Genomic DNA, 12,899 nt, shown 5'->3' on the forward strand with positions numbered 1-12,899 from the left:
GGACATGCAGCCGACGTGCGCTAGTTTATCAGCCCATAACCGCAGGTCGCGAGAGCAAAACGGTGACCCCCTGATACCGAGGCATCAGGGGGTCACACTTGCCGAGGGTCGTTTCGATCAGCTACGCAAACGGCGGTTGTACTGATCGCGCACACTGCCGGTCAACATCATGATTCCGTCGATGAGCGGCCAGATGCCACCGATTCCACACGTCAACCAAGTGACCGCGATCTGTGCGACAGCCATGCCGGGCTGGTTGAGATAAAAACGTCCTGCACCGAATCCGCCGAGCAGAATGCCCAGCAATCCGGCAGTCGTCTTCGACTTGTCCGAGTACGGTTCACCGGTCATCGGGTCACGTCCGTATGGTGCGGACGGGTCGACCAGGCCGTAGCCAGGCTGAGGATAACCCTGAGCTTGTGGGTACCCCTGAGGCTGACCGTAACCCGGCTGTGAGTATCCCGGCTGTGAGTATCCCGGCTGGGGGTAGCCCTGCGGCGGAGCCGCGTAGGGATTCGGAGTCTGATCTGCCGGTGCACCGTAGACGGGACCGTCCGTCGGGGTTTGGGTCGGGCTCGAGTAGTCCGGCGCCGGATAGTCGGTCGCCGGATAGTCGGTCGCCGGATAGTTCTGGGCGGCGTAACTTTCCTGCGACGTGTACGGCGCTGTCGGCTGATTCGGGGTGGAATCAGAATCGGCAGCGGGAAACGCTGTGGTCGATTCGGTTCCGGTCGGCGGCGGGTAGATGGGGTGGTTTCCCCACCCCGGACCGTTTCCGACTCCCGAATACGTGTCCCAGCCTGGACCGGTGCCGGTGGTCTCCGTCGACGGCGTCTTTTCGGTGGGTGCCGAGGTTTCCGTCAACGACGCATCCGCCGTCGCGTCGTAGTCGAACGGCGACCCGAACTGCGGTGGAACCGGCGGCTGTGATCCAGACGAGTCCCCCGACTCGGAAGGTTCCGGATTCTTGTTCAAGTTAGGCAACGTACTTTCCTTCGATTCGACGACGGTACGTAATAGCTTTTGTTATCGGACTTCGAGAAGGTTCGACCTTCTCGAGGCCAGTCCCCCACACATGTTTCCTCGGTTCGCGCTCGCGACTCATCCTCGCAATGGCCGGCGAGCACCGTCCCGCGCATTGCCCGAAAGTATCACGATGCCGTCGACGAACGCCCAGATCCAGATTCCGATCGCAAATGGAATTCCGATGAGGAACGCCGACATGAACAGCGCGAAGAACATGCCGAGCAGTTGGCACAATCCGATGCCGACACTTCCGATATAGAGGCGCCCGACTCCACAGATTCCGAAGAAGCCCAGCAAGATCTGCAACAGTCCAGCGGTGGCCTTCGACTTGTCGGAATACGGTTCCCCGGTTACCGGGTGCCGACCGTACGGGGCGTAGGGATCTCCGAACCCGTACATCGATGGAGGCGGCAATGGCTGCTGATATCCGTACGGATTGGGCGCGCCGTAGACCGGTCCCTGATCCTCGGGGAATCCCCCCTGCGAATAGGGACCTGTCACGGCTTGTCTTTCTTCGACAGCTTCACCGCGTCCGACGACTCATCCGACGCTGCCGTGGAGGCGCTTGCCTCACTGGAAGCGGATTCAGCAGCATCGGATTCAGAATCTTCAGCATCGGCCTTCGCCGAATCAGTTTCGGTAACTGGCGCCGCGACTCCTGCTTCGCCGGCAGCTACCGCAGCGACGTAGTCCTTCGACTTCAAATCAGCCGGATCCTCACGACCCTTCTTCGCCAGGAAGAAGTAGGCCAGTGCGGCGAAGAACACGATCCCCGAAGTGAATGTGTTGACGCGAATGCCGGCGATCTCATAGGCGAAATCGTCGCGCATCAGTTCGACGACGAACCGGCCCAGGCAATAGCCCGCGACGTACAGAGCAAACAGACGTCCGTGGCCGATCTTGAATCGGCGGTCGACGAGGACCAGCAGGATCACGATCAGGACGTTCCACACAGCTTCGTAGAGGAACGTCGGGTGAACGACCCGAATGACTTCTCCGTTGGAGACACCTGCCAGTTGATCGAGCTGGCCGGAAGAGTTCACACGCTCGAAGATCTCGAGGCCCCACGGGACGGTGGTCTCGCGACCGTACAACTCCTGGTTGAAGTAGTTGCCGATACGACCGATGGCCTGCGCGAGCAAGATTCCGGGCGCAATCGCATCACCGAGCGCGGACACCGGAATGCCGCGTCGACGGCAGCCGATCCACGCACCGATGCCGCCGAGGAACACTGCTCCCCAGATTCCGAGGCCTCCCTGCCACACCTTGAGTGCGTCGAGTGGCTGACCGTTCTCGCCGAAATAGGCGGGCCAGTCGGTCAAAACGTGGTAGAGCCTGCCACCGATCAGACCGAAGGGAACGGCCCAGATCGCGATGTCGAGAACGGTCCCCTTCTCGCCGCCGCGGGCGACCCAACGACGATCTCCCCACACGATCGCGACGATGATGCCGAGGATGATGAAGAGCGCGTAGGCGCGAAGCGCCACCGGTCCGACGTACCAGACGCCTTGGGGCGGGCTGGGGATATAGGCCAGCAGGTCCACAGTTGAGGTCACGACGCCACGGTAGCCGAGCGGACGCCCTCGGCGAGTTCTTCGGTGAGCGAGCGAACCGCTCCCAGGCCGTTCTCGACCGCGGAGACCAGAGCCGAGCCGACGATGACGGCATCGGCGTATGCCGCGATTTCGGCAGCCTGTGCGCCGGAGCGAACTCCCAATCCGACGCCGACGGGAATGTCGGAATGCGCGCGGATTCGTGCGGTCAGTTCCGGAGCCATCGAAGACACGGCGTCGCGAGCGCCGGTGACACCCATCGTCGAGGCCGCGTAGATGAATCCACTACTCGCATCGAGTGTCATCGCGAGTCGTTCTTCCGTCGAGGACGGAGCGACAAGGAAGATCCGGTCGAGGTGGTGCTCCTCGGATGCTTCCATCCAGGCGCCGGCTTCTTCCGGAATGAGGTTGGGGGTGATCAGTCCGAGCCCGCCGGCGGAAGCGAGGTCTCGTGCGAACTTGTCGACGCCGTACTGCAGTACCGGGTTCCAGTAGGTCATCACGACGGCCTTGCCGCCGACCGAACTGATCTGCTCGATCACGGTGAAGATGTCGCGAAGGCGAACGCCGTTGGTGAGTGCGGTTTCGGCTGCACGCTGGATGGTCGGACCGTCCATGACCGGATCGGAATACGCGACACCGACTTCGATGATGTCGCAGCCGCCGTCGACCATCGCCTTGAACACGTCGATCGATTCGGGAACGGTCGGATAACCGGCAGGCAGGTAACCGACGAGGGCGGCACGCTTGTCAGCCTTGCACGCGGCAAAGGTGGGTGCGAGGCGTGATGGTCGTTCGCTCACTTGTCCGAGCCTTCCGTGTTGTCGTTCTCGTCTGCTGCATCATCCGGAGCGGCTGCCTGACCTGAGGCGCCGTCGAAAAGACCGAACCAGCTTGCGGCGGTGTCCATGTCCTTGTCACCGCGACCGGAGAGATTGACGACGATGATCGCGCCCTCACCGAGTTCTTTGCCCAGTCGGAGTGCGCCGGCGACGGCGTGGGCCGATTCGATGGCCGGGATGATGCCCTCGCGGCGCGAGAGCAGCAGCAGCGCATCCATGGCTTCACTGTCGGTGACGGGTTCGTAGGTCGCGCGCCCGATATCGCTCAGGTAAGCGTGCTCGGGTCCGACCCCCGGGTAGTCCAGACCAGCAGAGATCGAGTGCGATTCGATGGTCTGACCGTCTTGGTCCTGGAGGAGGTAGGAGTAGGCACCCTGGAATGCGCCAGGGGTACCGCCGGCGAACGTTGCTGCATGCCTTCCGGTTTCGACACCGTCGCCGGCTGCTTCGTAGCCAACCAGCCGTACCGACAGATCGTCGATGAACGGGTGGAAGATTCCGATTGCGTTGGAGCCGCCTCCGACGCAGGCTGTGACTGCATCGGGCAGGCGGCCGGTCAGTGCCTGAACCTGGACGCGTGTTTCGAGGCCGACCACTCGCTGGAAGTCCCGAACGATGGTGGGGAACGGGTGCGGGCCTGCCGCGGTACCGAAGCAGTAATAGGTGTTGTCCGCGTGGGAAACCCAGTCGCGCAAGGCTTCGTTGATCGCGTCCTTGAGCGTGCGCGAACCGGTCTCGACCGAAACGACCTCCGCGCCGAGCAGGCGCATGCGTGCGACGTTCAGTGCTTGACGTTCGGTGTCGACAGCACCCATGTAGATGACGCACTCGAGACCGAGCAGTGCACAGGCGGTGGCCGATGCCACACCGTGCTGGCCCGCTCCGGTCTCGGCGATGATGCGGGTCTTGCCCATACGCTTTGCCAGCAGAACCTGACCGAGAACGTTGTTGATCTTGTGAGAACCGGTGTGGTTCAGATCTTCACGCTTGAGAAGGATGCGCGCACCGCCGGCGAACTCGCTCATTCGCGTTGCCTCGAAAATCGGCGACGGGCGCCCGGTGTAATCGCGCTGCAAGCGATCGAGTTCGTTCAAGAACGTGTCGTCCGCTCGAGCCTTTTCGTACTCCGCAGTGACTTCCTCGATAACCGCCATGAGGGCTTCCGGCACATGCCGTCCGCCGTAGACGCCGAAATGGCCTCCGGCGTCGGGATCGTGGGAGCGCTCGGTGAGTCCCGCGCTGGCCGGCGGCAGATTGCCGCCCTTGAATATTGCACCGGAGCCTGGTTCCTGAGTACGTGAAGTCACCCCACCAGTCTGCCCCAACGGTGTCGCTGGTCACCGCCCGGGTGCATCAAAGCACGCCGGGCGGGTGAAGCGATTTATCGAGACGGTTTGGGGCAGGACGGGTGCGCACCTGCATTGACCAGATCTGCGACGGCCTTGCGCGGGTCGCCGCTGGTCACGAGGCCTTCACCGACGAGCACTGCGTCGGCGCCCGCCCCGGCGTACGCCAACAGATCGGCAGTTCCGCGAACACCGGACTCGGCAATCTTGATCGTCTCGGTCGGAAGACCGGGAGCGATGCGACCGAAGGTGTTCTTGTCCACCTCGAGAGTCTTGAGATTGCGGGCGTTCACACCGATCACCTTGGCGCCGGCTTCGAGCGCGCGGTTGGCTTCTTCCTCCGTGTGCACCTCGACGAGGGCAGTCATTCCCAGAGATTCGGTGCGATCGATCAACGAGGCGAGCGCCTGCTGCTCGAGTGCCGCGACGATCAGCAAGATGACGTCGGCGCCGTGAGCGCGAGCCTCGTGAATCTGGTACGGCCCCACGATGAAGTCCTTGCGGAGCACCGGAATGGTGACCGCTTTACGGACTGCGTCCAGGTCGGCCAACGAGCCGTGAAAACGGCGCTCTTCGGTGAGAACACTGATGATGCGTGCGCCACCGGCTTGGTACGCCGCGGCAAGCTCAGCGGGATCGGCAATGTCGGCCAACGCACCCTTTGACGGGCTCGCTCGCTTGACCTCGGCGATGACGCCGATGCTCGATTCCAGAAGTGCTGCTGCAGCATCGAGTGCAGGCGGTGCAGCGGCCGCAGCAGCCTTGACTGCAGCGAAGTCGAGTACGGCTTCGCGGGCGGCGACGTCAGCGCGCACCCCGTCGAGAATCGAGTCGAGTACGGTCATCGTGGCCCGAATCCTTTCTGGGCAAGAGCCCGATGTGAGATACGTCATCAGGGTGGTCTCAGCCTAGTGGGACGAAATTTTGCTACTCCGTCGGGGTACCCACGCAGGTGAGGGTTCAGTCTTACTCAGTGGGACGACCCCGGTTTCGCGCCGTTGTCTCCCCCAACTCCGTCGTCCCCGTCAGTCGCTGTCGGGTCCTCTCCGGCGTCGAGCGCATCCCACAACATCCGTTGTGTCACAGGCTCGTCCGATGCAGGTTTGTCTCCCTGACCAAGCTTGGCCGCGGCCTCGCGGCGCGCGGCAGGGTTGTCGTATTTCGACGACAACCCGCCTCGCACTGGAGGTTTGCGCATCAGAAGTACTGCCGCGCCGAGCGCCGCCACCGCTCCGACCAACGCAAGCAAGGCAGGCAGTACCGAAACAGTCGTCGAGAGATCTTCCGGGTGACCGGACAACTCGGCCAACTCCACCGCTCGGTCCGCAGAGGCTCCGGACACCAACAACTGCACTGCCGGAACCGCTACCGCGACGGCGACGAGGGCAACCAACAGTCCGACTACCCGAAGTGCCCAACCTCGCACCGCAAACGACGCCGCGATCGCCGCCAGAAGCGCGAGCGCGAGCGGAGTCATCGCCGCCGCCCAGGTGCTGCCGTCGAGATCCGTCGTCCTCTCCAGCGTCTTGCCGTCGCTCGAGGTCAGATGAACCCACGTCATTCGTGAGCTGCCCCACAGAGCTGCTGCCGACAACGCCAGCAGAAGCGTTCTCGGCACGGCGGTGCCACGAGAAACGCTTGTAGGCTCCGCTGCACTCGACTCGTTCTCACTCACTGATCGTCACCTCCGATGGTGCGCAGGGTGTGCGCCGACGCAATCGCGCTCAGCACTGCCATCGCCTTGTTGCGGGCCTCGGTGTCCTCGTAGACCGGATCCGAGTCGGCGACGACACCGGCGCCAGCCTGGACGTATCCAATCCCGTCCTTGATCAATGCCGTTCGGATCGCGATCGCGGTGTCGGCGTCGCCGGCGAAGTCGAGGTAGCCGACGATGCCGCCGTAGATACCGCGCCTGGTCGGTTCCAGTTCTTCGATCAGCTGCATCGCACGGACCTTGGGCGCCCCCGAGAGGGTTCCAGCGGGGAAGCATGCGGTGACGGCGTCGAGAGCGTGCTTTCCCTCGGCCAGATGTCCGGTGACCGTCGATACGAGATGCATCACGTGGCTGTACCGCTCGATGTGCCGGTAGTCGTGCACCTTCACCGTGCCCGGGCGACAGACACGACCCAGATCGTTTCGCCCCAGATCGACGAGCATGAGGTGCTCGGAGTTTTCCTTCTCGTCGGCGAGGAGGTCCTTCTCGAGCAGGATGTCGTCCTCCTCTGTGGCACCGCGCCATCTGGTTCCAGCGATCGGGTGTGTTGTCGCGACGCCCTCGGCGACGGTTACCAGTGCCTCAGGGCTCGAACCGACGATCGAAAACGCCGTCTCTCCATCACCGTTCGGCACGTTGAGCAGATACATGTACGGGCTGGGGTTCGACGCTCGCAGCATCCGGTACACGTCGATCGGTGCTGCAGTGCAATCGATCTCGAATCGCTGCGAGAGAACTACCTGGAATGCCTCGCCCGCTTCGATGTCGCCGATCAACTTTTCGACATCGACACCGAAGCTCTCGGTGGTGCGCTGACGACGGTAGTTCGGAGTCGCTTTCGAAAATGTCGACACCGTCGATTTCGCCGGCGCCGCGAGAGCACGAGTCATCGCGTCCAACCTTGCGACTGCGTCGTCGTACGCCGTGTCGACGCGCTCGTCCGTGCCGTCCCAGTTGACGGCATTGGCGATGAGGGTGATCGCCCCTTCGTGGTGATCGACTGCGGCGATGTCGGCGGCAAGCAGCATGACCATTTCGGGGATCTGCAGGTCGTCGACCGCGGAGTCACCCAATCTCTCGAGGCGCCGCACCGCGTCGTAGCCGAGGAATCCGACCATTCCGCCGGTCAGCGGGGGCAGGTCGGGCAGCCGCTCCGAACGAAGCAGCTCGAGGGTGGCACCGAGCGCGTCGATCGGGTCGCCGCCGGCCGGAGCGCCGGCCGGAACGTTGCCGTACCAGGCCGCCTCTCCGTCCACGACGGTCAGTGCAGCCGGACTCCCGACGCCGATGAACGACCACCGCGACCACGAACGACCGTTCTCGGCCGACTCGAGCAAGAAGGTGCCGGGACGATTGCCGGCCAACTTCTCGTACGCCGAGAGCGGAGTTTCGGAGTCCGCCAACACTTTCCGAGTGACCGGAACGACCCGGTGCTCAGCTGCGAGAGCTCGGAACTGCTCCCGGGTCGTGGTGGAATCGGACGCGTCACCGACGATCGCGGTGTCGGATGACCGTGCGGACATGGAGGTGGGCTCGCCGTGCATGGCTCCATCATCCCAGGCTCCCCCATGTGGCCGTCGTGCGCGGGTAACCTCGGCCGAATGAAACCAGGCCAACTCGCTCCCGATTTCTCACTGCCCGACCAGGACGGGACTCCGCGCTCGCTGACGAGCCTGCTCGAGAACGGACCCTTGGTCCTCTTCTTCTACCCGGCAGCCTCGACGCCGGTGTGCACCGCCGAGGCGTGCCACTTCCGTGACCTCGGCAGCGAATTCGCCGCGGTGGGCGCTTCGCGAGCGGGCATCAGCACCGATACGGTCGAAGCTCAGTCCACCTTTGCCACCGCACAATCCTTCGACTACCCCCTACTCGCCGACACCGACGGCAAGGTAGCCGAACAGTTCGGCGTCAAGCGCGGACTCCTGGGCAAGTTGGCTCCGGTCAAACGCTCGACCTTCGTGATCGACACCGACCGCACCGTCCTCAAAGTCATCTCGAGTGAACTACGCGCCAACACCCACGGCGACCAGGCGCTCGAGTTCCTTCGCAATCGAAGCTGACTCACCTGGGCGACCTGATTCTCTGCGCAACCTGACTTCTCTGCGCGATTTGAAATCTCTAGGCGACCTGAATCGAGCGCTTCGCAAGCCCCATCCAGAATCCGTCGATCACCTGGGTGGGCACCTGTTCCGGATCGGACGACGCACCGAGCGTGACGAACAACGGGGCGAAGTGCTCGATGGTCGGATGCGCGTACGGCATCCCGGGAGCTTGAGCGCGGAAGTCGATCAAGGAATCGACGTCACCGGCAGCGAACCTCTCCCCTGCCCACGCGTCGAATTCCGCCGACCATCCCGGGGCCTGCGCCTCCGGTGACGGATCGCGCAGGAACGGTAGCCCGTGCGTGGTGAATCCGGATCCCACGATCAGTACACCTTGCTCACGGAGTGGCCGTAGGCGCTGTCCGAGATGGAGCAAACGCTCGGGATCGAGGGTGGGCAGCGAAATTTGCAGTACCGGGATGTCTGCGTCCGGGTACATCACCGTGAGCGGCACGTAGGCACCGTGATCCAGGCCTCGATTCGGCTGCTGAACCACGCGTTCGTTGTCCGGCATCAACGCGGCAACCTGGGCGGCGAGTTCCGGAGTGCCGGGAGAGTTGTACTTCGCGCGGTAGAACCTCTCGGGAAAACCACCGAAGTCGTAGATGAGCGGGGTGCCCGTGGTCGTCGATCCGATCGTCAGCGGTGCTGATTCCCAGTGCGCCGATACGACGAGGATTGCCGTCGGCCGCGGAAGATCGCCGGCCCACGCCCCCAACTGGTCAACCCACAACGCGCTGTCCACCAGCGGCGGAGCACCGTGGCTGAGATACAGCGCAGGCATGGTTGTGGTGGACATACGGACTCCTCGGGATAGACATTCGTCGTAAGTTGAAGTTTCAACCTAATATAGAACTCAACACTTGCGTCCCGCAACTATTCCCCGCAGGATTCTTCTGGACATGCGTCTGAGACGCTGTACACAAGCACGCTCCGTGCACGAAGAATGCTCGACCCGAAGGAGAAGTCACCGATGAGTGAACCGACCGCGCAGCCCGACGCGCAGTCTCAGACGAAGTGGCTCACAGCCGAGCAGCAAGAAGCATGGCTGACACTGATCGCTCTCGTGACACGGTTGCCTGCCGCACTCGACACTCAACTACAACGCGATTCGGCACTCACACACTTCGAATACTTCGTACTCGCGGCACTCTCGGACGCCCCCGACCACAAGCTCCAGTTGTCGGTACTGGCCCAGCGCGCGAACGCGTCCCTGTCCCGCCTCTCGCACGTGATCACGAAGATGGAGAAGGCCGGCTGGGTGAAACGGGAAGTCATTCGTGGCAGCCGCGGCTCCAACGCAGTGCTCACCGACGAGGGAATGGCAAAGGTGGTCGCGGCCGCGCCGCCGCACGTCGCCTCAGTTCAAGGTCTCCTCTTCGAGGGCCTCGACGATCGCCAGGTCGCCCAGCTTTCGTCGTTGGGTACAGCAATGCTCACCCAACTGGACAAGGGAATCGCCGCCGGACTCGGCAAGGCCTGACCACATCCCCGAGACGAGCGACTGATGATCAAGACGGCAGCTTCGCGAGGTCGAGTGCAGCCAAGTGACTGAACAGCATGCTCGCTCCGATCGGGTTTCCACCGCCGGGGTACGTAGTCCCGCTGGCCGCTGCCATCGTGTTCCCCGCCGCGTACAACCCGGCAATCGCCGTACCGTCGGCTTTGAGCACCCTCCCGGTCGCGTCGGTCCGTAGACCACCTTTGGTCCCGAGGTCGGAGATGCCGAAAGCGGCAGCGTGAAACGGCCCTTGATCGATCGGTACGAGCGGCGAAGCCCCCTCGGAGAAGGCGCGGTCGTACGCAGTGTCTCCTCGACCGAAGTCTGTGTCGACGCCAGTCGCCGCAAACGCGTTGAATCGCTTCACGGTCTCCACCAGTTCCGCTGCGGGAACATCGATCTGGGCAGCGAGGTCTTCGAGCGTCTGTGCACTCTTCCACAACCCCGCAGCCACATACTGCTCCGTCTGGGCCATGGGTACGTTGGGTGCCTTCACCGGCGGCACTGCGCCTTCTCTGTTGTCGTAGATCATCCAGTACGGCGTGGTTACTTTCCCTGCCCGCATGTGTTCGATGACGGCGCGACCCAAGCGGTCGTACGGCGCTGATTCGTTGACGAATCGACGACCGTCGTCGTCCACGAAGATTCCGCCGGTGAACCACAGCGCAAACGCGGAGCGCCCATCTGGATGGGTGAGTCCCGGCGACCACCAGGCCTCGCCCATCAGGTCGGTGTCGACACCCGCGGCGACCGCCGCCTGGTGCGCCTTCCCGAGGTTGCCGGGGCAGCCCATCGTGTCGAGAGCGGATCCGGGGACACCGAATTCGGCACGCATGGTCTCGTTCTGCTCGAATCCACCGGCGGCGAGGATCACTCCTCTGCGCGCCTGAATGGTTCGACGCCGACCATCTCGGTCGACGACGGCTCCGACCACCACTCCGTCCTCGACAACCAGTTCCTCGAGAGTGGTCTTCAGGTGCATGGTGGCGTTCGGGAGTTCCGCAAGAGCCAACAGGAATCGACCGATCAACGACTGGCCGCCGACGAGGTACTTCGGCAACTCCTCCCCCAGCCGTTCCGTCGCCAGCGGCGGACGAAGCGAATCACGAAGCGCACCCAGCTTGTTCGCGTTCATCGGCTTGGGAACAATGTGCCGTCCGCTCGCTCGAGCCTTGGGCTCCTCACCGAAGTAGTCGGGCCACGGCAGTATCTGGAACTCGAAGTTCGAGTCCTCTTCGAGGTAGTCGATCAACCCGGCGCCACCTCGAACGTAGGCTTCCTGAACGTCGGCGGGCGTACGATCACCCACCACTGATCGGTAGTACTCCAGCGCATCCTCGATGGTGTCGACGTCCCCGCCCCGACGAAGAACGGCGTTGCACGGGAACCACATTCCGCCGCCGCCCGAGTACGCCGTTGTTCCGCCGTACTTGTCGGTTGCTTCGATCGCAATGACGTCGAGGCCGTCGCGGGCTGCCGTGTACGCGCCGGTGAGTCCACCACCTGATCCCACAGCGAGTACGTCGCACGTCTCGTCCCACTTCGTCATCGTCAGCCTCTCTGATTCTGGGCACAGTTTCCGAACATGTTCTAGAAATCGTTCTAACACATGGACTTAGCGATCGCGGGGGTTCGAAATTCTGTCCCACCGAGCGGGAGCGAGACATGACACCGAGCGGGAGCGAGACATGACGCCGAGCGGGAGCGAGAACGAGCGGAGATAGCGCACACTTTGCCCGCACGGGTCCGATCCCGTAGTGTCTGGACACATGTCTGGTAAGACCAAGTTCGAGTCCACTCGCCGCCGACTGACCCAGCAGCAAGCCGAAACCGTCGATCGATTGACCGCGGCAGCGATCACGGTCCTGCGCGACAAAGGGTTTGCCGATCTGACTGTGCGAATGGTGGCAGCGGAAGCCGGTGTCGCCGCGGCTACGGCGTACACCTATTTTTCGTCCAAGAGTCACCTTGTGGCAGAACTGTTCTGGCGCCGACTCGACGCGGTACCTCACGAGCCCTCCCCCGAGGCGGAACGAGAAGCGCAGGTCTGCTCGGTCCTTCGAAGCGTCGCACTCCTCGTTTCCGACGAACCGGAGCTGGCCGCGGCCGTGACCACGGCGATGATGGGCAATGATCCCGACGTCGAACACCTTCGGGGACGTATCGGCAAGAACATCCGCGAGCGGCTCATCGAGGCGCTGGGGCCGTCATACGATCCCGACGTACTCGAAGCACTCGAAATCTCCTGGTCCGGAGCGCTTGTTCGAGCCGGCATGGGTTACGAGTCCTATTCGCAGATCGCAGACCGGCTCGAAGTCACTGCCAGGCTGATCATGGCGGGCCGCGACAACCTTCACTAGATGGGGGTCATGGCACTCACCAGCCATGTGCCGTCGACTCGATCGAGTGTCACCTCGACTCGGCTCGACGTCGACGCTGGTGCCGGCCGCGCGGTACTCGTCGTGATCTGATCGACGAACACGAGCACTTCCGCGCGGTCCGCGGCAACGGAGAGCACACCGACATCGACGACTCGGGCTTTCGTGCTGATTCCCTGCTCCTTCGACTGTGGGGCAACTGTTTTCGATCCGAATTCGGTGAAACTGTCCTGAAACGATCCGCCGGCGCCTTCGGCCGCTCGTGCGAGATCGTCGTCGACGGTATCGCTGTTGTAGCTCAAGAGCTTCTCGACGAGCGTGGGCGCCACACCGATCACCTCGGCACGTGCGGTTTCAGCGTCCCCCGAACGGTGGTGACTCCAGATCGCAGTGCCGCCGACTCCCATCAAGACCAACGCTGCAAGCGCTATGACCAT

14 protein-coding genes are annotated in these 12,899 nt (G+C 63.2%); 3 read left to right on the forward strand and 11 right to left on the reverse strand.

Annotation, left to right across the window (positions count from 1 at the left end):
- Positions 1-117 precede the first annotated feature (117 nt).
- The 8 genes from ACN50D_RS21590 to ACN50D_RS21625 all read right to left on the reverse strand — a co-directional run bounded on the left by ACN50D_RS21590 (position 118) and on the right by ACN50D_RS21625 (position 8,025).
- Positions 118-975, reverse strand: a complete 858-nt coding sequence (locus ACN50D_RS21590; protein WP_211921320.1) for a TM2 domain-containing protein — start codon at positions 973-975, stop codon at positions 118-120.
- A gap of 126 nt (positions 976-1,101) precedes the next feature.
- A complete protein-coding gene (locus tag ACN50D_RS21595) occupies positions 1,102-1,527 on the reverse strand; it encodes a TM2 domain-containing protein (protein ID WP_030536756.1) in 426 nt (141 codons plus the stop codon).
- Entirely contained in the window at positions 1,524-2,582 is a 1,059-nt protein-coding gene (gene lgt / locus ACN50D_RS21600) for a prolipoprotein diacylglyceryl transferase (protein ID WP_172403549.1), read from the reverse strand. Before lgt ends, ACN50D_RS21595 begins: the two co-directional genes overlap by 4 nt.
- Positions 2,579-3,382, reverse strand: a complete 804-nt coding sequence (gene trpA / locus ACN50D_RS21605) for a tryptophan synthase subunit alpha (protein WP_003944010.1) — start codon at positions 3,380-3,382, stop codon at positions 2,579-2,581. Before trpA ends, lgt begins: the two co-directional genes overlap by 4 nt.
- Entirely contained in the window at positions 3,379-4,728 is a 1,350-nt protein-coding gene (trpB, locus tag ACN50D_RS21610; protein WP_058037527.1) for a tryptophan synthase subunit beta, read from the reverse strand. The genes trpA and trpB overlap by 4 nt, the downstream gene beginning before the upstream one ends.
- Before the next feature lie 74 nt (positions 4,729-4,802).
- Complete coding sequence (gene trpC / locus ACN50D_RS21615; protein WP_003944016.1) at positions 4,803-5,612, reverse strand: indole-3-glycerol phosphate synthase TrpC; 810 nt, start codon at positions 5,610-5,612, stop codon at positions 4,803-4,805.
- A 125-nt stretch (positions 5,613-5,737) separates the two neighbouring features.
- Positions 5,738-6,442, reverse strand: coding sequence for a TIGR02234 family membrane protein (locus ACN50D_RS21620; RefSeq protein WP_030536757.1), 705 nt, complete (start codon positions 6,440-6,442; stop codon positions 5,738-5,740).
- A complete protein-coding gene (locus ACN50D_RS21625) occupies positions 6,439-8,025 on the reverse strand; it encodes an anthranilate synthase component I (RefSeq protein ID WP_007728697.1) in 1,587 nt (528 codons plus the stop codon). The genes ACN50D_RS21620 and ACN50D_RS21625 overlap by 4 nt, the downstream gene beginning before the upstream one ends.
- Before the next feature lie 57 nt (positions 8,026-8,082).
- Here ACN50D_RS21625 and ACN50D_RS21630 point away from each other — a divergent pair, with 57 nt between their 5' ends.
- Positions 8,083-8,541, forward strand: coding sequence for a peroxiredoxin (locus tag ACN50D_RS21630; RefSeq protein WP_007728696.1), 459 nt, complete (start codon positions 8,083-8,085; stop codon positions 8,539-8,541).
- 58 nt (positions 8,542-8,599) lie between these two features.
- Here the strand turns inward: ACN50D_RS21630 and ACN50D_RS21635 are convergent, their stop codons facing one another.
- A complete protein-coding gene (locus tag ACN50D_RS21635; RefSeq protein WP_050656510.1) occupies positions 8,600-9,382 on the reverse strand; it encodes a dioxygenase in 783 nt (260 codons plus the stop codon).
- A gap of 174 nt (positions 9,383-9,556) precedes the next feature.
- On the opposite strand from ACN50D_RS21635, the gene ACN50D_RS21640 reads away from it, so the two are divergent.
- Positions 9,557-10,066 carry a MarR family winged helix-turn-helix transcriptional regulator gene (locus ACN50D_RS21640; RefSeq protein WP_030536759.1) on the forward strand — a complete coding sequence of 170 codons (510 nt, stop codon included), beginning with the start codon at positions 9,557-9,559 and terminating at the stop codon, positions 10,064-10,066.
- A 28-nt stretch (positions 10,067-10,094) separates the two neighbouring features.
- Here ACN50D_RS21640 and ACN50D_RS21645 read toward each other — a convergent pair whose 3' ends face one another.
- Positions 10,095-11,633 carry an FAD-binding protein gene (locus tag ACN50D_RS21645; RefSeq protein ID WP_211921116.1) on the reverse strand — a complete coding sequence of 513 codons (1,539 nt, stop codon included), beginning with the start codon at positions 11,631-11,633 and terminating at the stop codon, positions 10,095-10,097.
- Positions 11,634-11,853: 220 nt separating this feature from the next.
- Between ACN50D_RS21645 and ACN50D_RS21650 the strand changes: the two genes are divergently transcribed.
- A complete protein-coding gene (locus ACN50D_RS21650; RefSeq protein ID WP_003943994.1) occupies positions 11,854-12,444 on the forward strand; it encodes a TetR/AcrR family transcriptional regulator in 591 nt (196 codons plus the stop codon).
- Here ACN50D_RS21650 and ACN50D_RS21655 read toward each other — a convergent pair.
- On the reverse strand, positions 12,441-12,899 hold the full coding sequence (locus ACN50D_RS21655; RefSeq protein ID WP_202427395.1) for a hypothetical protein: 459 nt from the start codon (positions 12,897-12,899) through the stop codon (positions 12,441-12,443). The genes ACN50D_RS21650 and ACN50D_RS21655 overlap by 4 nt on opposite strands.

Origin of the sequence: Rhodococcus sp. SB1D (assembly GCF_048573875.1) — a bacterium.
Lineage (GTDB): Bacteria > Actinomycetota > Actinomycetes > Mycobacteriales > Mycobacteriaceae > Rhodococcus_F > Rhodococcus_F qingshengii.